This is a genomic window from Actinacidiphila paucisporea (genome assembly GCF_900142575.1).
GTDB classification, from domain to species: Bacteria; Actinomycetota; Actinomycetes; order Streptomycetales; family Streptomycetaceae; genus Actinacidiphila; species Actinacidiphila paucisporea.
On the sequence record NZ_FRBI01000015.1, the window covers coordinates 68,850 to 89,029 of the forward strand.

Genomic DNA, 20,180 nt, shown 5'->3' on the forward strand with positions numbered 1-20,180 from the left:
GGTCACTTCTCCGGGGACTCGGCGGCCGCGAGGGCCTGGGCGGCGACGGTGTCGAGGCCCGGGTGGCGGGCGTCGGCGACCGTGATGGGCCGGGGCAGGAAACCGGCGGCGGCGAGGATGTCGGCGGCCTCCTGCTGCTCGGCGACGAAGGCGTCGGAGACCGGCTCCAGGCGCCACGGCAGGGCGGCCAGGGCCTCGCGCCAGTCCGCCGCGCTGCCGCCCTGGTCGGCCGCGGCGATGTCGGCGGCCTCGTCCAGGTGGCCCGCGGCCCAGGTGTCGGCGGCCTGCAGCGCGCGGGTGATCAGGCCCACCAGTTCGGGGCGGGAGTCGGCGACGTCGCGGCGGGTGAAGAAGACCGAGCGGTCGGCGATCAGGTCGCCGGCCTCGGCCAGGGTGCGGACCCGCCCCTCGCGGCGGGCGGCGGCCAATTCCGCGCCCTGCCCCACCCAGGCGTTGATCCGGCCGTCGAGCAGTGCCTGGTAGGAGTCGGCCGCGGAGCGCTCCGGAGTGATGTCGGCGCCGTAGGAAAGTCCCTGCTGGGCGAGTGCCTTGGCGACGAAGTGGGTCTGCCAGGAGCCGATCGCCAGGTGGACGGTGCCGCCCTTCAGATCGGTCACGGAGGCGATGTCGCTGTCCGCGCGGACCAGCAGGGCGCCGTGGCCGGGCCGGGGCGCGGAGACGGCCGCGTAGACCAGGTCGTAGCCGTGCGCCTGTGCGGAAAGGGGCGGGGTGGAGCCGGTGCCGCCGAAGTCGATGGTGCCGTCGGCGAGGGCCGCGGCGGTGTCCAGGCCGCCGATCCGGTGCCAGACGACGGTCTCGCCCTGGGCGCCGAGGAGTTCTTCCAGCAGCCCGAGCCGGGACAGGTGGTAGAGAGACGGGTTGGCCTGGTGGACGCCGATGTTGACGGTCATGCGGGGGACTCCTTGGCGGTGGCGGGTGCGGTGTCGCGGGTGGGCTGCGGTACGGGCTCCGCGCGGTGGACGCCGAGTTCGGTGAGCAGCCGGGTGCGCAGGGCGGCGAACCGGGGGTCCGCGCTGTCCCGCGGGTGGTCGATCGCGATCCGCTCGTCGGTGGCGAGCCGGCCGTCGCGCAGGACGGCGACGCGGTCGGCGAGCCGGATCGCCTCGTCCACGTCGTGCGTGACCAGCAGGACCGCCGGCCGGTGGCGGCGGCACAGCTCGCCGACCAGGTCGTGCATCCGCAGCCGGGTGAGGGCGTCGAGCGCGGCGAACGGCTCGTCGAGCAGCAGCAGTTCCGGCTCGCGAATCAACGCCCGTGCCAGCGCGACGCGTTGGGCCTCGCCGCCGGACAGGGTGCCGGGCCAGGCGTCGGCGTGCCCTTCGAGGCCGACCTCGGCGAGCGCGCGCCGCCCGGTCTCCCGGGTGTGCGGGCCGCGCGGCAGGGCCACCGTGACGTTGCCGAGCACCTTCTTGGAGGGGACCAGGCGCGGCTCCTGGAAGACGACGGTCCGCGTCTCGGGGACGAGCACCGTGCCGGCGTCGTGCCGGTCCAGGGCGCCGAGGATACGCAGCAGGGTGGTCTTCCCCGTGCCGCTCGCGCCCAGCAGGGCCACGAATTCGCCCTGTGCGATGTCGAGGTCGAGCCCGTCCAGCACGTCGCGGGCGCCGAAGGTGCGGCGCAGGCCCCGGATGCGCACGGCGGCCAGGCTGCCGCCGGGCAGGTCCCCGGCGGCTGCCTGCCGCGCCCGGCCGGTGCCGGCCAGTGTCCCGCTCATCGCACGGCCCCCCGGATGCGCCACGGCATCAACAGCCGTTCCAGGACCCGGGCGACGCCGTCGGCGAACAGCCCGATGAAGGCGTAGATGAGGATGCAGACGGTGAGGATGTCGGTGCGCGAATACTCCTGGGCGGTGGACATCAGGTAGCCGATGCCCGCCGTCGAGTTGATCTCCTCCGCGGCGATCAGGGCGATGACGCTGAGCGTCATCGACAGCCGCAGCCCCGACAGCAGCGCGGGCAGCGCGCCGGGGAGCACCACCTCGCGGACCAGGGCGAGCCGGCCCATACCGAAGCTGCGCATGGCCTCGACCAGCTTGCGGTCGGTGTTGCGCACGCCGCCGGCGGCCGAGACGTACATCGGGAAGCTGGTCGCCACCGCGATGAGCACCACCCGGGCGGTCTCGCCGATCCCGAACCAGACCATGAAGAGCGGCACCAGGGACAGGAAGGGGATGGTGCGCAGCAACTGCAGCGAGGAGTCGAGCAGTTCCTCACCGAGCCGGGAGAAGCCGGTGATCACACCGAGCACCAGCCCGGTCGTCACGCCGAAGGCCAGGCCGAGCCCGGCCCGGGTGAGCGAGACCGACAGCGCGTCGCCCAGCTGTCCGCTGGTCCACAGCTCCCGGAAAGCGGACAGCACCTGGCGGGGCGAGGCGAGCAGCGAGGAGCCGAGAGTGCCGGACGCGGACGCCCAGATCCAGGCCAGCAGCAGGACGAGCGGGCCGAGCAGCCGCAGCCCCAGGCCCACCGCGCGCGGGCGCGGCCTGTCGACCTTGGGCCGCGGGGTGACCAGCCCCGGCGCCTCGGGATCGGCCGATGTCCCGATGGGTCCGATCGAAGCGGGGGCGCTCATTCGGTACCCGCCGCGGCCGCGTTGATGTCGATCACATGCGGTTTGACGTCGAGGACGCCCTTGGTGATCTTCTGGTCGGCGAAGAACTGCGCCACGGTGGCGAAGTGCGCGAGCTGGGTGTCGCCGATGGGCTGCGCGGTGCCGAGCGCCTTGTTGATGGGCAGTGCGATGGCCTGCTGCGTGGCGCTGATCGCCTGCGGGCCGGAGGTCGTCTTGACGTTCAGGTACGCCTCCGGATTCTGCTGCTGCTTGATCCCGGCGTCGTGCAGGTAGGTGTAGAGCGCCTTGACGACGTCGGGGTGCTTGCCGGCGAAGTCGTTGCGGACCGCCCAGACCGCGTAGTTGTCCGAGCCGACCTGCCCGCCGGTCGTCAGGAAACGCGCGCCGGAGTTGGCGACGGCGGGGATGGAGTAGGTGGCCCAGGTGGACCAGGCGTCGACCTGCCCGGAGTTGAACACCGGGCCGATCTGGTTGGGCTGGAGGTAGACGCGCTTGACCTGGTCCACCGGGACGTGCTGCTGCTGGAGGGCCTTGAGCAGCAGGTACTCGCTGGTGCCGCCGTGCCACACGGCGACCTTCTTGCCGACGAGGTCGCTGATGGTGTTGATCCCGGAGTCCTTCTTCACCAGGATGCCCTCGCCGAGCCGGTCGGGGTCGACGGCGGCGAAGAGCTTGAAGCCGGGCGTCTGGGCGAGTGCGGCGATCGCGGAGGTGATCGAGCCCTCGGCGAAGTCCAGCGCGTTGGCGTCGAGTTCCTGCGCGGCGGGAGCGAACGCGCCTGCGGTGCCTGTCCACGCCACCTTGGCGTGCACCTTGGCCAGTGCCTTGTCGAGCGAGCCGTCCTTGCGCCCCAGTGCGAGGACACCGGAGTTGCCGCCGTCGGGGATGCGGACGGTGATGGTGGGGGCGCTGCCTCCCGCGGTGTCCGCACGGGCGGACCCACCGGAGGACGAGGAGCAGGCTGCCAGGCTCAGGGCGGCGAGCAGCGAGGTGGTGGCGAGGGTGATGTGACGGACGTTCACGGAGTTCTCCAGGAGATGGCCGGCCGGGATGGGCGCGGAATTCAGGGGGTGGTGGCGGGGGCGCCCGCGGGGCGGGGCGATACGGCTTCGGCGGCTGCCGGGGCGGTGGCGGCCTCCTTGGCTCGGGCGGCGCGCAGTTCGTGGGCCAGGCGCAGCGGCTCGTGGTCCGCCCAGCCGGCGACGTCCACGGGGGCGGGCAGGAAGCCCTGAGCGAAGAGGAACCGCTCCTGCTCGGCGAGCAGGTCCAGTCGCGCCTGGCCGAGGTGGAGCCGCAGGCTGCCCGCGGTGCCGTCGCGGTAGGCACCGGCTACTCCCTCCGGGCCCGCCCCGGTCTCGGCGCCCAGGATGCGGGCCACGTCGCCGGGGTGGTCCGCGGCCCAGTCGGCGGCTTCGAGCAGAACGGCGAGGAAGCGCACCACCAGGTCGGGATGCTCGTCCAGCAGCCGCTGGTGGACGGTGATCGGGCGCGGGGTGCCGTTGTTGATCCGGGACCTGCGGTCCGGCACGGAGTCCAGGTCGACGGCGACCTTCGCCCCGTAGCGCCGGGCGGTCTCGACGGCGACCGCGCCCTTGACGTAGACCGCGTCGACCCGCCCGTCCCGCAGCGCCGCCAGCTCGCCCTCCCACTGGCCCTGCCGTACACCGGGGATCTCGACGAGTTCGGCGTCGTCCAAGGTGAGTCCGGCAAGTCGCAGGGCGCCGGCGTGCCCGTGCAGGGCCATGGCCCGCCAGAAGTCGATGGCGATGTCGTGGCGTGGGACTGCCAGCCGCCTGCCGCGCAGCTGTTCCGGCGTCCGCAGGTCGCTGTCCTGGCGCACCAGGATCGACTGGCGCTCCTCGATCCACGTCAGCGCGATCAGCCGGGTGGCCTCACCGCGGGAACGTGCCCACAGCGCCGGGACGTTGCCGCCCTCACGGAACAGCGCGGTCAGTTCGTGCGTGAAGTGGCTCCGCGGCAGCCCGTCGGAGTCCGCCTGCCCGGCGGCGTCCCGCAGCGAGCGCACGGCGATCCCGTCGGGGGCGAACTCCGCGGCGAGGCTGCCGCGGTCGGCCGCGATGCCGGTGGCGGTCGGGACGGGGCAGCGGGTGAACCAGATCTCGTCCGGAACGGACATGGGTGCTCCAAGCGGCATGTGTCGGGAGGGTGGGGCGCGGGCGTACGCGGCGTGCGGCGCGTCGCGGGGCACCACAAGGCGAGAAGTCCTACGAGAGCGGGGTACGGCGGGCGTCAGCGACAGCAGGTGCCGCGGGACCGGCCGAGGTCCAGGTACAGCCGCGCGGACAGCAGCGAGCGGAAGGGGCTGAGCAGGCCGGGCGTGGTCATCACGGGTGCTCCCCTTCCGTTGCGGTGTGCGGCATGCGGTCTGCAACGGAGGCTGGCACACACATTCGGTCCAAAGCAACGTTTCCCATCATGTGGGATGACCTCCGTCGGGCAGAGTTCACGCCGGGAGACATGGCGCAATGTTCTGGCAACAGTTGCCAGATCGTGGCAGCCTCCGCATGCTTGGGCCATGACGACGGACGCGCGCGCCAACGGTGCCGGGGCGCCCCCGGGAGCGCAGGCGGTCACCCGCGCGCTCCGGCTGCTGCACTGTTTCCGTGACAACCCGGGCGAGCTGACCGCGTCCCAACTCGCCCGCCGCATGGAGCTTTCGGTGTCCACGGCGCACCGACTGGCCCGTACGCTGGTCGCGGCGGGCTTCCTGGAACAGGACGAGCACAGTGCCCGCTACCGGCTCGGCCCGTCCGTCGCCGAACTCGGCCAACTCTCCCTGCATCAACGCGGGATGCACCGCGCGGTCCCCGAACTCGACGCGCTGGCACGGTCCACGGGCACCACGGCCGATCTGGCCATCCGCGGCGGGTCCCATGCCGTGATCCTGGTCGGGGGATCGGTGAACGCGGCGTCCGGGCTCGGTCTGCGCCGCCCGCTGCACTCCACGGCGCTCGGCAAGGTGCTGCTGGCGTGGGCGCGTCCGGGCGAGCAGGAGATCGACGATCTGCCGCCGCTGCGGGCGCACACCGACCGCACCATCACCGGACTGGCCGAGTTGCGGGCCGAGCTGGACCGGGTGCGGGAGGCGGGTTACGCGCTCAACGACGGCGAGTCGGCCTACGGGGTGCGGACCGCCGCGGTGCCGGTGCTCGACGCGGCGGGCCACGCGCACGCGGCCCTCGCGGTGCGCTCCACTCCCGACGTCATCACCGACGACCGGCTCGCGTGGTTCGTGTCCCGCGCCCACGCCTGCGCCCGCGCCCTGGAAGTCCTGCTGCTCCCCCCGTCGCAGCGCCACCACGCCACCGGAGTGGTCGGATAGCCGCACCGGCGCCCGAACGCCCTCGCGTTGCGGGCGCGGACCGGCAACCGGGCTTCGCCGGCCACGAAACCCGGCCACGACCGACCGGCTCGGTGCCGCGAGCCTCAGGTGCCGACTGTCACGGCGATCCGCCACATCGTGCTCGCACCCGCCTGCACCTTCCACGAGAGGTCCCGGCTGCCGGAGGGCGGCACCACTCCGGTGAACGCGAGGGTCGCCTGGCCCGCGGTGGCGCTGCAGTCGCTGCCCACCACGATCGCGGCGTGATCCGTCACCCGTACGCCGTCCGCGCCGCCCGCGCACAGCCAGTGCAGGGTCACCTCGTCCGTCCTGCTCACCAGTCCGCTCAGGTCGAGCGGTTGCGGACCCCTGCCCGTGCGCCGCAGCACGACCTTCGTGCCCGGCGGGAGCCGGTCGGGCAGGGGGTCTGCCAGGCCGGCTCCCGCAGCCGAGGTCGAGGCCGCGGGGGTGGGAGCGGCCGGCGGGGTGGGGTGCCCGGCGCTGTCAGCCGGCGTGCCGGAGCCCCCGCAGCCGGTGAGCGCGGCGAGCACGAGCGCCGGCAGGAGCATCCGGGAACGCATTCCCAAGGCCACGTCGATACTCCGTTACGAGTGGGCGATGTACGGGGAAAGCTTCGGCAGGTTGATGGTCCCCTTACCGAGGGTCTTGGAACTGCAATTCGGCTGGGTCTGCGTGGTGATCCAGTTCATGTGCGAACCCATCGAGCCGAGAGCCAGCCACCCGCTGGTCTTGTTCGACGGCACCTTCCAGGTGCCACCGAGCGTCACGGTCGTGGTTTTGCCCCAGGAGTAGCTGCCGCCGTACGTCTCCTTCGCCGAGGCCACGATGAGGCCGACCTCGACCGTTCCGCTGGCAGTGACGGTGCCGGTCCACGACGTGCCCTTCGCGGCGGTGATCGACAGGGTCACGCCGGTGGCGCCGTAGACCTTCTTTCCCGGGTCGGGAACGAACGTGTTCTTCGCGCCACTGACGTACGTCCCCTTGTCCATGGGGCAGGACATGGGATGCACCGTTCCACTCGCGTGCGAGTCGGCGGCGATGGCGCCGGGGGCGGCGCCCATGGTCAGGACGGCGACCGCGGATGCGACGGCGGAGGCGGTTATGGCTGAGCGACGGTTCATTCGGACTCCTCGAATAAGGTGCGCCGGATCTTGCCGTTCGACGGCAGAATTAACACGAACCAACGTGTTCGTCTTTTCACTGGAACGCCTGGCGTTTCCATCGGTCCGGCTGCGTCCGACCCTGTCAGATACCTGAGAGGAATACAATGGAATCCGTACTGATGGAAGAACCTCAGAGGTTCTCTTGAGGAATTCGAAACGCTTGGGAGGAAAAGCCGCTCGTCCGCCGGGCCCAGCACGCGGTGCGGTTCGGTCGACCGGATGGCTCGCGGCCCCGGGTCGGCGGGTCGCACACCCTGGTGGAAAAAACGTTAGTGGCATTAACATTTGTCGGGAGACGTTCGGCCGGCCAGCGACCTGGGAGTGTCCCGTGACCACCTCCGCCTCACCCTCCAGCACCGCCCCGTCGCTCAACCCGCAGATCCTCGGCCAGGCCGAGAACGCCCACGCGCCGATCCTGCGGCGGCTCCTGGCCGTCACCGGCCTCGGCATGACCCAGTGGGTCGCGCTGAAGTTCACCGCGGCCCTGGGCGGTTCCGCCGACCGTGACCGGCTGGCCGGAATGATCGCCGACGCGCTCAGGACGGACCTGGCGGCTGCCGGCGCGGCGCTGCGTGAACTCACCGACGCCGGCCTGCTGGCGGAGTCCGGCGACGACGTCACGCGTCTGGGGTTCACCGACGCGGGCCGGGCGGAGCACGACCGGATCGCGTCCGGCATCAAGGAGGCGATCGGCTACGCCTACGCGGGCATCCCGGCCGAGGACCTGCTGACCGCCGGCCGCGTGCTGACGCTCATCACCGAGCGCCTGAACGCGCGGCACGCGTGAACGGGCGGAGGCCTACGCCGCCGGGGGAGCGGCGGGCGGGGTGAAGCCGGTGCCACCGCGCGTCTCCGCGCCCCTCGCACCCTTGGCGGACCCCGTCCCCGCCAGTAACGTCAGTCGCCATGTACACATCATCCTCAGGAGACTCCCCGCCCTCGCGCCCGGTGCGCGCCCCACGGCTCGTCCTCCTCGCCGCCGCGCTCGGGTCCCTGCTGCTCGGCGGGGCGCTGCCCGCCGCCGCCTCCGAGTCGCGCGCACCGGCTCCCTCGTCGGCCGGTTGGACGGTGGACCTCGGTCCCGCCGGGGCCGACGAGGTGAACCTCGTCCACACCGCCGGGGCCCTGCGCGTGGCGTCCCCGGCCTTCCACACCGCCGCCGCGGGCGGCGCCACCGCCGGCTTCGCCTCGCAGACGGAGCCGGCCCACACCCTGTCCGCGCCGGTCAACCGTGTCACCGCGGACCTGCGGGCGGACCTGCCGGCCGGTGCGAGCGCCGTCGTCGACGTACGGGGGAGGGCCGCCGACGGCAGCTGGACGGAGTGGCGGGAGGCCACCGCCCGCGTCCCGGCCGACCTGCCGGTCGAGGTCACCGTCGTGCAGAGCCGGATCACCCTGCAGGACGCCACCGCGGGCGCGCGTATCCGTGGCCTGCGCCTGCACGCGGATCGGACCGCCGCCGCGCCGGCCGTGGCGCGGCCCGCGGCCGTCGGCGCCCGGGTGTACGCGACCCGCGAGGGCCTGGTGGGCGGCACCACCGCGAACGGCCATGTGATCGCCCCCAGCGACCACTTCGTCGCGCTGCCCTCTCGCCGGGGGCTGTCGCCCAACGGCAGCGGGCAGTACTCGGTACAGGTCTGCGGCCCGGTGCGGTGCGAGACCGCGCCTGTCTGGGACGTCGGCCCGTGGAACACCCAGGACGACTACTGGAACCCGTCGTCGGTCCGGCAGAGCTTCGGCGACCTCGCCCAGGGGCTCCCCGAGGCGCAGGCCGCCTACCAGAGCGGCTACAACGGCGGCCACGACGGCTTCGGCCGGACCGTCTCCAACCCCGCGGGCATCGACCTCGCCGACGGCACCTTCTACAACGTCGGCCTGAACAACAACGGCTGGGTGACCGTCACCTACCTATGGACCACCGGCGGCAGCTCCGGGAGCCCCTTCACCACCTGGGGCACCGGCGTACGCATCCACTCCCAGGCGAACACCGGCTCCACCACCGTGGCCACCCTGGCCGGCCCCACCAACGTCACGGTCAGCTGCCAGGTGCACGGGCAGCTCGTCAATGCCGAGGGGTACAGCAACGACGGGTGGGCCTACCTGCCCGGCTACGGCGGGTACATCTCGAACATCTACATCGACGTGCCGCAGGCCTGGCTGCCGGGCGTCCCGACCTGCTCGTAGGGCCTCCCGCCCGGCGCCCGCGCCCTCCCGGACAGGGGCGGGGAGCCGCAGGTCGCGGGGACCCGCGCACCACGAGTCCGCCACCGCGGCCCTGGGCGACGCGCCCGGGGCCGCCGGGCGCGGGAGCCATCCGATGCCGGGGGCGTCTTGCCACGGGGCGTGCGGGGGCCGACACTTCTGGGACAGCACCTGCCCGCAGGGCGGAGGCGCGGCTCGGCGTACGGCGTCGGGCCGTCGTGTCCCGCGCGGCCACGGGCAGGACAGGTGCTCCGCCGCCCTGTTCGGCGGCGTCCGCGCACTCGACACCCACCGCAACGGCGCGGCGACAGCCCCCGGGTGGCCACCTCTCGGGGAGCGAGTGCGGTCCACGACCTCTCTTGCAGCCCCGATACGCGGGCAGAAGACGCACACCGCAGTGCGGTCCGGCGGCGATCCCGGGTTCCCGGGCGTTCCCGCCGCGTCTGCTCAACCCGTGCGCGGGCTCACGTGAAATGGAGACGGCATGGCCGAACTGGTCGGAGTCGAGGAAGAATTCCACGTCGTGGACCTGGAGTCGGGAGCGCTGGTCCCGCGGGCCCGTGAGGTCCTCGACCGGTTGCCCGAGCGGGGTTTCACCACCGAGCTGCAGCAGTCGATCGTCGAGGCCAACAGCAGGCCGCACCGGTCGCTCGCGGACCTGCTCAAGGACGTCAAGGCCTCCCGCCGCGCGCTGCGCGCCGCCGCGGAGCCGCTGGGCCTGGGCACCGTGGCCGCCGGGACCGCGCCGCTCGCCCGGCTGGGCACCATCGAGGCCACCGCCGACCCGCGTTACCGGCGCATGGCGGAGAACTACCGGGTCGTCGCCGAGGAACAGCTCATCTGCGGGCTCCAGGTCCACGTGGACGTACCGGACCGGGACACCGGGATCATGGCGATGGGCCTGCTCGCACCCTGGCTGCCGACCCTGCTGGCGCTGTCCGCCAGCTCTCCGTTCTGGCTCGGCTCCGACACCGGTTACGCCAGCTGGCGCACCCTGCTGTGGCAACGCTGGCCCACCACCGGCCCCGCCGGGCACTTCCGCTCCGCCGAGCACTACGACCGGGCCATCGCGGATCTGGTCAGGTCGGGTGTGATCAGCGACGCGGGCATGGTCTACTACGACGTCCGGCCCTCGGCGCACCTGCAGACCCTCGAACTGCGCATCTGCGACGCCGTTCCCCGGGCGGAGACCGCGGTGATGATCGCGGGACTGTACCGGGCACTGGTGGTGGAGGCGTGCGAGGCCGTCGCGGCGGGCCGCCGCGGCGACGGCGAGCGCACGACGTGGCTGCGGGCGGCGACCTGGCGGGCCGCCAGGTCGGGTCTCGAAGGCGACCTGGTGCATCCCGCCGACGGCCTGCCCCGCCCGGCGCCGCGCGTGGTGCGGGCCCTGGTGACCCGGCTGCGCCCGGTGCTCGAACGCCTCGGGGACTGGTCGGACGTGGTCGAACTGACCGAGGAGACCCTCGGCCTGGGCAGCGCCGCCCACCACATCAGGCGGGTGGCCGACGCCGACGGCCTGCCGGCGGCGGTCGGCATGCTCGTGGCGCGCACCGCGGGCGAGCGCGACCTCGACCACCCGCCGCACCACGGCGGCCTGCTGCTCGGCTACCGCGCCGACCACGACGAGATGGTCGACGTCACCGGCGAGGTACGGCCGCTGTACCGGCCGGTGCTGGCCGAGTTGGACCGCGCCGGCGTCCCCGGCCTGCAACGCGCGGCCCGTGACCTGCGCAAGCGCCAGGAGGCACTCGGCGTGCGCTTCCGCGCCGACCACGACGACACGCACCGCGTCTTCCCCTACGACACCGTCCCCCGGCTGATCGAGGCCGACGACTGGAAGACGCTGCGCGCCGGGCTCGGCCAGCGGGTCCGCGCCCTGGAGGCCTTCCTGCACGACGCCTACGGCGAGCAGGACGTCCTGCGCGACGAGGTGGTCGCGCCGCGCTTCCTGCCCGAACGGCAGGTGGAGGGCGCGGCCGGCGTTCCCGGGCGGCCCGGCACCGTCCGCATCAGCGTCGCGGGCATCGACCTGGTGCGGGACGCGGTCCACGGCTGGATGGTGCTTGAGGACAACCTCCGGGTGCCGTCCGGTATCGCCTACGCGCACGCGGCGCGGCGGCTGGGGCCCGTCGTCCCCGGGCCGCACGTGCTGGGCGTCGACGACGTCCCCGCCACCCTCGCCCGCGTGCTGCGCTCGGCGGCGCCGGTGGCCGAGCCGCGGCTGATGCTGCTCAGCGACGGCCCCGAGAACTCGGCCTGGTACGAACACCGCACCCTGGCCGAGGAGATGGGCTGCGCGCTGCACACCACCGACGACCTCGTGGTCCGCGAGGGCCGGGTGCATGCCGTGCGCGGCAGCCGTACCGGACCCGACGGGGCCGGCTTCGACGACCGGCCCTTCGACGTCGTCTACCGGCGGATCGACGAGGACGACCTGGCCAAGGCAGACGGGGCGGACGGCACACCGCTGTGGCCGGCCCTGCTCGCGGTGGCGCGGGCCGGGCGGGTCACCTTCGCCAACGCCGTGGGCAACGGCATCGCCGACGACAAGGCGCTGTACGCCATGGTGCCGCGGCTGATCCGCTACTACCTCGCCGAGGAGCCGCTGCTCCGCCAGGTGCCGACGCTGCTGCCGGGCGAGCCCGGTGTCCTGGACGAGGTCCTGGACCGGCTGCCCGACCTGGTCGTCAAACCGGTGGGCGGCCAGGGCGGCGCCGGGGTCGTCATAGGACCGCACGCCTCACCCGAGGAACTCGCCCGGCTGCGCGCGGAGTTGCTGGTCTCCCCGCACGCGTGGGTGGCGCAGGACGTGGTGCAGCTGACCAGCCACCCCACCTTCGACGGGGAGCGCCTCGAACCGCGGGTCGTGGACCTGCGGGTGTTCGTCTGCGCTGAGCGGGAAGGAGACGGCTCCGGCGCCGTGGGGCTGACCACCACGGTGCTCCCGTCGGCGATGACCCGGGTCGCGGCAGGCGGCTCGCTGGTCGTCAACTCCTCGCGGGGCGGCGGCGCCAAGGACACATGGATACTGCGCGGCGCGTCATGAGCCGCCCGGACCGGAGGTGCGTATGTGCGGGCTGAGCGGCGAGATCAGATTCGACGGCACCTTCCCCGACCTCGCGGCCGTCGAGCGGATGACCGACCGCCTGGCGGCGCGCGGCCCCGACGGGCGGGGCCTGTGGTCGCGCGGCGCCGTGGCGCTCGGCCACCGCCGGCTGAAGATCATCGACCTGTCGGAACGCGGTGACCAGCCGATGACCGACCCGGACGGCGGGCTGACCGTCGTCTTCAACGGCTGCCTGTACAACCACCGCGAGCTGCGCGCCGAACTGGAGAAGGCGGGGCACCGCTTCCACTCCACCTCTGACACCGAGGTGCTGCTGCAGGCCTACCGCCGGTGGGGCACGCAGTGCGTCGACCACTTCGCCGGGATGTTCGCCTTCGCCGTCGCGGAGCACCACTCGGGCCGCGTGGTCCTCGGCCGCGACCGGCTCGGCATCAAACCGCTCTACACCGCCGCCCGTCCTGGCCGGTTGCGCTTCGCCTCGTCCCTGCCCGCACTGCTCGCGGCCGGAGACGTCGACACCGCGCTCGACCCGGTCGCGCTCCACCACTACCTCAGCTTCCACTCCGTGGTGCCCGCCCCGCGCACCATCCTGGCGGGCGTACGGAAGCTGCCGCCCGCCACCGTCCGGGTGATCGAGCCCGACGGCACCGAGATGGACCACCTGTACTGGGACCCGCCGCACGCCCGGCTGCCCCAGCACGCGGGCATGGACGCCCAGGACTGGCGGGACGCCGTACTGGACGCGCTGCGCACCGCGGTGCGCCGCCGTACCGTCGCCGACGTGCCGGTCGGGGTGCTGCTCTCCGGTGGCCTCGACTCCAGCCTGGTGGTGGCGCTGCTGGCCGAGGCCGGCGCGAGCGGCCTGTCGACCTTCAGCATCGGCTTCGACAGCGAGGGCGGCGAGTCGGGCGACGAGTTCACCTGGTCCGACCTCGTCGCCAAGCGCTACTCCACCGACCACCACCGCATCTCCATACCGTCGCGGGAGCTGCCCGAGGCGCTGGACGACGCGGTTCTCGCGATGAGCGAGCCCATGGTCAGCCATGACGTGGTCGCCTTCCACCTGCTCGGCCGGGAGGTCTCCCGCCATGTGAAGGTCGTGCAGAGCGGCCAGGGCGCCGACGAGATCTTCGCCGGCTACGACTGGTACCCGCCGATGGCCGGGATCGCGCGGGACGAGGCCGCCGCCGCGTACGGCAGGGTGTTCGTGGACCGCCCGCACCACGAGCTGGCCCGGATGGTGGACGCCGCGGTGCCGCTGCCGGGCGACGCCTCGGGCGACTTCGTACGCGACCACCTCGCCCGCCCCGGAGCCGACGCGGCGCTGGACGCGGTGCTGCGGCTGGACAGCCAGGTCATGCTGGTGGACGACCCGGTCAAGCGGGTGGACAACATGACGATGGACTGGGGCCTGGAGGCCCGGGTGCCCTTCCTCGACCACGAACTCGTCGAACTGGCCGCGGCCTGCCCGCCCGAGCTGAAACTCGCCGAGGGCGGCAAGGGCGTCCTGAAGGCCGCGGGCCGGACCCTGCTGCCGGTCGAGATCACCGACCGGCCCAAGGGCTACTTCCCCGTACCGGCCATCCGGCACATGGCAGGGCCCGTACTGCGACGGGTACGCGACGCGCTCGGCGCGCCCGAGGCGCGGGCCCGCGGGATCTTCCGGGACGACTACCTCCGCGAGCTGCTGAGCGCGCCCGAGCAGCACCGCACCACGCTGGGCGCGAACGCGCTGTGGCAGGCGGCGCTGCTGGAGATCTGGCTGCAGGCCCAGGGAGTCACCTGAGCGGTACGGGACGCCGGGCGGCGGTGGCGTCGCGTGGTGCGCCGGGCGACACGGCGTACCACCAGCGGCGTACCGCCCGGTGGCGTACCGACCGACGGAGCGCACCGACCAACGGAGTGGAATGAGCACGACCGCGCACACCGGCTCCGCGCCGGCGGACACCTCCCCCACCTCCCCGCACGGCGGGGCCGCCGTCCCGCCGCACCGCTGCGGGCCGGCGTCGGCCGATCCCACCGGCGCACTGGCCGCCTTCGTGTGCGACCGGGGCGGCACACCGCAGCTGTGGCTGGCCGCGCACGGCGACGCGGAGCCCCGGCTGCTCGACGAGCGCGCCGATCCGGTGACCGACGTGAGCTGGTCGCCCGACGGCCGGTGGATCGCCTACACCTCGGCGCCCGGCGGCGGCGAGCACACCGTGGTGCGCTGCGTACGCCCGGACGGCTCCGGCCACCGCGTCCTGGCCGGCGCCGGGTCGCCCGCCGCGGCCTCCTTCGGCTGCTGGACGCCGGACGGCACGGCCCTCGCGGTCACCGAGGCCGTGGCCGCGGACGGCGACGCGCCCGCTCCCGGGCCCGCGGACGCGCACACCGCCGCGGCCCGGAGCGCGACCGCGGAGATGGGCCTGCTGATCGCCTCGCTGGTCGACCCGGACGGCCGGGCCGCCCCCCGCCGGGTGGCCGCCGAGACCGGCTCCGCCACTCTCCGGGTGTGCGACGTCTCCCGCGACGGCCGGTGGATCCTGCTGCGGCGCGGGCCGCGCGGCCACCGCGAGGCGGTCGTGCTGGACACCGTCTCGGGCCGGGAGACCTGCCTGCTGCCCGCCGCCGACGGCGACCCGCGCGTGGGCCGCTTCTCTCCCGACGCGAGGACCCTGTGGCTGCGCAGTGACGAGGACCGCGAGTACGCCGCGCTGCTCGCCGTCGAACTGACCGCCGACGGCGCCCCGGGCCGGACCGTGGAGGCCGCCGCCCGGCCCGACGCCGACCTGGAGCTGTTCAGTGCCGACCGGGCGGTCGAGCGGGCCGCGCTGGTGTGGAACCGCGATGGCCGCAGCCTCCTGGAGACCGCCGTGCCGGGAGCGGACGGCACTCTGGGAGCGGTGCGCGAGGTCCGGCTGCCGCACGAGGTCGTCACCCGCGCCGAGCCCGCCACGACCGGCGGACTGCTGCTGTCCCTGTCCTCGTCGGTCCGGCCGCCCGGCGTGTGGGTCGCCGCGCCGGACGGCGACCCGGTGCGCACCGCGTGGACCTGGCACCGCTCGCGGCCGGCGCCCGCCTCGTCGGCCCCGCGACCGCCGCTGCTGCTGGAGTTGACCGCGCGGGACGGCCTGCCGCTGTCCGGCTGGTTCCACCGGGCACCCGGCGTCCCGGACGCGGGCCCGTGCGTGGTGCATCTGCACGGCGGCCCGGAGAGCCAGGAGCGGCCGGTACTCGACCCGCTGTACCAGGCGCTCCTCGCCCGCGGCCTGCACGTCTTCGCCCCCGACGTACGCGGCTCCTCGGGCCACGGGCGCGCCTTCCTCGCCGCCGACCTGGGGGCGGGCCGCTTCGCGGCGATCGACGACGTGGCCGACTGCGCCGCCCACCTGGTCGCCGCCGGGCTCGCCGATCCGGACCGGCTGGCCGTGATGGGCCGCTCCTACGGCGGCTACCTGGTGATGTCGGTCCTGGTGCGGCACCCCGACCTCTTCCGGGCCGGTGTCGCGGTGAGCGGCATCTCGGACTTCGCCACCTTCTTCTCCGACACCGAGCCGTGGAACGCCGAGTCGGCCGCCGTGAAGTACGGCCACCCCGTGCACGACCACGCCCTGCTCGCGCTGCTCTCGCCGATGACGCACATCGGAGCCCTGCGCGCGCCGCTGCTCGCGGTGCACGGAGCACTCGACACCAACGTGCCGCCCGGCGAGTCCGAGCGGTTCGTCCGGGCGGCCCGCAGGCTCGGCGCCACCGCGGAGCTGCTGGTCTTCCCCGACGAGGGCCACGACCTGGCCCGCCGCGCCAACCGCGAACGCCTGTACGCCGCCGCGGGGCAGTGGCTGACCCGCTGGACCACCTGACCGCACCGCCCGCCTCGGCCGGCTTCCCGACCGTTTCCGGCTGTTTCCGGCCGGGCTCGACCTGGACCCCGGTCGAGCCCGGCCGGTCCGCGCGATCGCCGTGAGCGGAATCGAGATGATTTACCTGCACGTTAAAGTAATTCATGGTTCGATCCGGTTGACCGCCAGCGCACGCACGCCAGGAGGCAGCTCGTGACCGAGTCCGATTCCCCCGCAGAGGCCGCCGAAGCCGCAGAAGCGCAGCTCGCATCGCTCGTGGACGAGGCGACCGCCTTGGCCGGCGAGCTGGCGGAGGCCGACGCGCGGCGGTTGCGCGCCAGCGTCGTACGGCCCCTGTCGGCCCTCCTGCGACGGCCGGCCGGGCACGCCCCGACCTCACCCGGCCCCGCGTCCGCTGGACCGGGGACATCCGGGGAGCGGCTGTGGGCGCTGGCTCAGGAGGCGACCCGGCTGCGGGCACGCCCGCAGGCACCCGCCGAGCTGATCGAGGCCACCGCCGCTCTGCAGGACCTGGTCTGCGGGCGCGGCGACGATCACGACACGGCCGCCCGGCACGCGGAACTGCGGCGGCTCCAGGCCGCGTTGCCCGCCGCGATCATGCCCGCGCCCGACGGTCCCTATCTGGTCACCGACGCCCGGTACGTCACCGATCATCTCGGCGAGCCGGTCGCCACCACCCCGACCACGGCCCTGTGCCGGTGCGGCGCCTCCGCGCTCAAGCCGCTGTGCGACGGCACCCACGCCACCACCGGGTTCACCTCCGGCAAGGACCCCAAGCGCGTGCCGGATCACCGGGAGACCCATGTCGGCCAGCAGGTCGACGTCCTGGACAACCGCGGGATCTGCCAGCACTCCGGATACTGCACCGACCGGCTCGCGAGCGTCTTCCACCAGCGCGGGGAGCCCTTCGTGACCCCCAGCGGCGGCCGGATGGACGAGATCGTGCGCGCGGTGCGCGACTGCCCGTCAGGGGCGCTGTCCTTCGCGATCGACCAGGTGGAGGCCCGGGATGCGGTCGACCGCCACGGCACGCGCGAACCGGCGATCGAAGTCTCCAAGGACGGCCCCTACCGCGTCACCGGCGCTATCCCCCTCGTCCAGGAGGACGGCACGGCGGTACCGCGCGACCAGGGCGCCTCCCTGGAGCACTACGCCCTGTGCCGGTGCGGGCAGTCGCGGAACAAGCCGTTCTGCAGCGGCATGCACTGGTACGTCGGATTCCGCGACCCGGTGCCCGAGGCCGACCACCGGCCCAGCATCTTCGAATGGGCCGGCGGGCTGCCCGCCCTGGAGCGGATGACCCGCTTGTTCTACGAGAAGCACGTCCCGCAGGACCCGCTGCTGGCGCCGCTGTTCGCCTCCATGTCGCCCGACCACCCGCAGCGGGTGGCGAAATGGCTGGGCGAGGTCTTCTGCGGACCGAGCCGCTACAGCGACGAGTACGGCGGCTACACCCGGATGATCTCCCAGCACATGGGGAAGGGCCTGACCGAGGAGCAGCGTGCCCGCTGGGTGAAACTGCTGACGCTCTCCGCGCAGGAGGCGGGACTGCCCAACGACGCGGAGTTCCGCTCCGCGTTCGGGGCCTACATCGAGTGGGGCTCCCGCCTGGCGGTGGAGAACTCCCAGGCCGGTGCCACACCTCCGCCGCACATGCCCGTGCCCCATTGGGACTGGCACACCGCGGCCGGAGCTCCGGGCTCCCGCGTTCCGGCAATCGCCGCGCCCGCGGCGGAACCGGAAGCGCCGCCGGTGCTGCCGTCCGCCGACGAGCCGGTACGGTTCGCGGACCACGTCAAGCCCCTGTTCCGTGCCATGGACCGGCAGTCGATGACCTTCGTGTTCGACCTGTGGGCCCATGACGACGTCAGCCGGCACGCCGACGCCATCCTGCGCCGCCTCCGCGCCGGGACCATGCCCTGCGACGGGCCGTGGCCGACCGAGCGGATCGACGCCTTCGCCCGCTGGATCGACGAGGGGAAACAACCGTGATGCCGGGAGTCGGTCCTCCGCGAGCACGCGGGTGAGGACGTACTCGGCGCGCACTATCAGGAGATCGTCCGGTGGATCGGGGACGACGACCCGAGCACCCGACGGCTCATGGAGTCCATCCTGGCGGAGGAGGAAGAGCACGCCGACGACCTCCTCGACCTGCTCGGCGGCTGACCGGGGCTCACGCGGGGGCGGCCTGGCGTGCCGCGCGCGGGTGCAGTTCGTACACGGCGAAGGCGCGTCTGATGACCGGCTGGGCGACGTTGCGTACGAGCACGCCGCCCCCGGTCATCCCGCGCTCGGTGCCGGCGTGCGCGTGGCCGTGCACCGCCAGGTCGGCCCCGGCGTCGTCGACGGCCTCGGCGAGCAGGTAGCTCCCCAGGAACGGGTAGATCTCCGGGGGCTCGCCCGCGAGGGTGTCGGCGACCGGCGAGAAGTGGGTGAGCGCCACGCGCACGTCGCAGTCCGCCACTTCGGTCAGGGCGTCGCGCAGCCCGTCGGCCAGGCGCCGCGAGTAGCGGATGAAGGACTTCATCTCCGCCTCACCGAAGTCACTGCCGCAGCGTCCGGCGAAGCCTCCGCCGAAGCCCTTGCTGCCCGCGATCCCGAGCCGGTACGGGCCGGCCTGCACGACGGTGGAGGTGCCCTCCAGCACGGCCGCACCGCTCGCGCGGAGGATCGCGGCGATCTCGTCGGGGCGGTCGCCGTGGTGGTCGTGGTTGCCCAGCACGGCCACCACCGGCACCGGCAGTCCCGCGATCTCGTCGGCGACCACCCGCGCCTCGTCGGCGGTGCCGTGCCGGGTCAGGTCGCCGGCCAGCAGCAGGACGTCGGCGCAGCCGGAGAGTGTCTCGTAGGCGGGGCGCAGCAGACCGCGGCTCTCCTCGCCCATGTGGATGTCGCCGACGGCGGCGATCCGCACGGCGGTTCCCGCCCCCGTGTCCGCCGCGGCGCCGGCGGCGCTTTCGGGCGCGGTCACGAGAGGACCTCCGGGTGGTCGGGAGCGAGCGCCTCGACCAACGCGATGTCGGTACGCACCGGCAGCCCGTCCAGCTCGGCGGCGATCACCTCGAGCAGCTCGTCGCGGCACGCGGTGCTGGGCACCGTGCCGTGCACCAGGACCAGCCCGCTGCGCGCCTCGACCCTGATGCCCAGTTCGGCGGTGCCGTCCTCGGCGAGCCGGCGTTGCAGGCCGGCGATCCGGTATTCCAGGAGTGATGTGTTCACGGGGACGCCTCCTCGGCATCGGAAGAAGAACCGTCGGCGGGCGCGATGACGTCCAGCCGCTCCAGCAGGAAGAGGAAGGCCTCGGACATGGGCTTGCCCTTCCCGCGACCGCGGATCTCCGCCCAGTCGATCCGTTCGCGCAGCGTGCGGGCGATGGGCAGGACGGCGCCGAAGTCGCAGTGGTGGTCGGAAAAGGCGTCGAGCAGGCCCGAGACCAGGTCGGTGGGGTGCAGGACCGGCATCCGTACGGAGTCCACCGGGCGCACCTCGGCGCGCGCGAGCAGTCCCGGGGTCACCGGCCGGTCGGCCAGCTCCATGATCAGGTCGACGTTCTGGCCCCGGCAGTCCGCCTTGAGCAGCCAGTCCTCGGGCGGCGTCCAGACCCGGATGCCGGCCGCCGCCAGCACCTGGCAGACGTCGTCGACGTCCTCGTGCAGGATGCAGAAGTCCACGTCGTGCAGCGAACGCCGGGGCACGCCGTGCGCGTACGCGGCCACACCGCCGGCCAGCGCGAACCGGCAGTCGCCGGCCTTGAGCAGCGCGGCCACCTGCTTGGCCGCCTCCAGGATCTCCTGCGAGCAGTCCGCCCCCGGGACCTCCTGCGGCGCGGGGGCCGGGCGGGCGGGCTCCGCGGCGTGCGGACCGGGCTGCCCCCTGTCCCGCACCAAGCCGTTCGCGCCCGTATCGGGGTCAGGTGCCACTGCGCCGCCCTCCTTCTGCCGCTGCCG

At 73.7% G+C, this 20,180-nt stretch carries 17 protein-coding genes and 1 pseudogene; 8 read left to right on the plus strand and 10 right to left on the minus strand.

Annotated features, from left to right (window positions below; all coding sequences use genetic code 11):
• Positions 1-2 precede the first annotated feature (2 nt).
• From BUE44_RS22020 to BUE44_RS22040, 5 genes are read right to left on the minus strand one after another with little or no spacing between them, the layout of a single operon-like run.
• A complete protein-coding gene (locus tag BUE44_RS22020) occupies positions 3-911 on the minus strand; it encodes an ABC transporter substrate-binding protein (RefSeq protein WP_073500704.1) in 909 nt (302 codons plus the stop codon).
• Positions 908-1,735: an ABC transporter ATP-binding protein gene (locus tag BUE44_RS22025; RefSeq protein ID WP_079189968.1), complete on the minus strand. Its 828-nt coding sequence runs from the start codon at positions 1,733-1,735 to the stop codon at positions 908-910. The genes BUE44_RS22020 and BUE44_RS22025 overlap by 4 nt, the downstream gene beginning before the upstream one ends.
• Positions 1,732-2,592, minus strand: coding sequence for an ABC transporter permease (locus tag BUE44_RS22030; RefSeq protein WP_073500705.1), 861 nt, complete (start codon positions 2,590-2,592; stop codon positions 1,732-1,734). Before BUE44_RS22030 ends, BUE44_RS22025 begins: the two co-directional genes overlap by 4 nt.
• A complete protein-coding gene (locus BUE44_RS22035; protein ID WP_073500706.1) occupies positions 2,589-3,614 on the minus strand; it encodes an NrtA/SsuA/CpmA family ABC transporter substrate-binding protein in 1,026 nt (341 codons plus the stop codon). The genes BUE44_RS22030 and BUE44_RS22035 overlap by 4 nt, the downstream gene beginning before the upstream one ends.
• A 41-nt stretch (positions 3,615-3,655) precedes the next feature.
• Positions 3,656-4,729 carry an ABC transporter substrate-binding protein gene (locus BUE44_RS22040; RefSeq protein ID WP_235002347.1) on the minus strand — a complete coding sequence of 358 codons (1,074 nt, stop codon included), beginning with the start codon at positions 4,727-4,729 and terminating at the stop codon, positions 3,656-3,658.
• Positions 4,730-5,128: 399 nt separating this feature from the next.
• Between BUE44_RS22040 and BUE44_RS22045 the strand changes: the two genes are divergently transcribed.
• The gene (locus BUE44_RS22045; RefSeq protein ID WP_073500708.1) at positions 5,129-5,935 is read left to right on the plus strand and encodes an IclR family transcriptional regulator; all 807 of its coding nucleotides are present in this window, start codon (positions 5,129-5,131) and stop codon (positions 5,933-5,935) included.
• A 104-nt stretch (positions 5,936-6,039) separates the two neighbouring features.
• Here BUE44_RS22045 and BUE44_RS22050 read toward each other — a convergent pair whose 3' ends face one another.
• Complete coding sequence (locus BUE44_RS22050) at positions 6,040-6,522, minus strand: hypothetical protein (protein ID WP_143172545.1); 483 nt, start codon at positions 6,520-6,522, stop codon at positions 6,040-6,042.
• An 18-nt stretch (positions 6,523-6,540) separates the two neighbouring features.
• Positions 6,541-7,077 carry a hypothetical protein gene (locus BUE44_RS22055; RefSeq protein ID WP_073500710.1) on the minus strand — a complete coding sequence of 179 codons (537 nt, stop codon included), beginning with the start codon at positions 7,075-7,077 and terminating at the stop codon, positions 6,541-6,543.
• Positions 7,078-7,447: 370 nt separating this feature from the next.
• Here BUE44_RS22055 and BUE44_RS22060 point away from each other — a divergent pair, with 370 nt between their 5' ends.
• The 7 genes and pseudogenes from BUE44_RS22060 to BUE44_RS39610 form a co-directional block, all read left to right on the plus strand.
• Positions 7,448-7,906 (plus strand): winged helix DNA-binding protein, encoded by a 459-nt coding sequence (locus BUE44_RS22060; RefSeq protein ID WP_073500711.1) that lies wholly within the window; start codon positions 7,448-7,450, stop codon positions 7,904-7,906.
• 119 nt (positions 7,907-8,025) lie between these two features.
• On the plus strand, positions 8,026-9,303 hold the full coding sequence (locus tag BUE44_RS22065) for a hypothetical protein (protein ID WP_073500712.1): 1,278 nt from the start codon (positions 8,026-8,028) through the stop codon (positions 9,301-9,303).
• A 502-nt stretch (positions 9,304-9,805) separates the two neighbouring features.
• Positions 9,806-12,370, plus strand: coding sequence for a carboxylate--amine ligase/circularly permuted type 2 ATP-grasp protein (locus tag BUE44_RS39605; RefSeq protein ID WP_073500713.1), 2,565 nt, complete (start codon positions 9,806-9,808; stop codon positions 12,368-12,370).
• Positions 12,371-12,392: 22 nt separating this feature from the next.
• The gene (locus BUE44_RS22075) at positions 12,393-14,177 is read left to right on the plus strand and encodes an N-acetylglutaminylglutamine amidotransferase (RefSeq protein ID WP_073500714.1); all 1,785 of its coding nucleotides are present in this window, start codon (positions 12,393-12,395) and stop codon (positions 14,175-14,177) included.
• 121 nt (positions 14,178-14,298) lie between these two features.
• Positions 14,299-16,233 (plus strand): S9 family peptidase, encoded by a 1,935-nt coding sequence (locus tag BUE44_RS22080; protein WP_073500715.1) that lies wholly within the window; start codon positions 14,299-14,301, stop codon positions 16,231-16,233.
• Positions 16,234-16,425: 192 nt separating this feature from the next.
• Positions 16,426-18,225 (plus strand): CDGSH iron-sulfur domain-containing protein, encoded by a 1,800-nt coding sequence (locus tag BUE44_RS22085; protein WP_073500716.1) that lies wholly within the window; start codon positions 16,426-16,428, stop codon positions 18,223-18,225.
• 48 nt (positions 18,226-18,273) lie between these two features.
• Positions 18,274-18,399 (plus strand): annotated as a pseudogene (locus tag BUE44_RS39610) (bacterioferritin); the annotation flags it as partial.
• A gap of 7 nt (positions 18,400-18,406) precedes the next feature.
• On the opposite strand, the gene BUE44_RS22090 reads toward BUE44_RS39610, so the two are convergent.
• The 3 genes from BUE44_RS22090 to BUE44_RS22100 are packed head-to-tail and all read right to left on the minus strand — an operon-like array spanning position 18,407 to position 20,153.
• Complete coding sequence (locus tag BUE44_RS22090) at positions 18,407-19,204, minus strand: metallophosphoesterase family protein (RefSeq protein WP_265737166.1); 798 nt, start codon at positions 19,202-19,204, stop codon at positions 18,407-18,409.
• Positions 19,201-19,452 carry a hypothetical protein gene (locus BUE44_RS22095; protein ID WP_073500717.1) on the minus strand — a complete coding sequence of 84 codons (252 nt, stop codon included), beginning with the start codon at positions 19,450-19,452 and terminating at the stop codon, positions 19,201-19,203. Before BUE44_RS22095 ends, BUE44_RS22090 begins: the two co-directional genes overlap by 4 nt.
• Complete coding sequence (locus BUE44_RS22100; RefSeq protein WP_073500718.1) at positions 19,449-20,153, minus strand: nucleotidyltransferase family protein; 705 nt, start codon at positions 20,151-20,153, stop codon at positions 19,449-19,451. The genes BUE44_RS22095 and BUE44_RS22100 overlap by 4 nt, the downstream gene beginning before the upstream one ends.
• Positions 20,154-20,180: the final 27 nt, after the last annotated feature.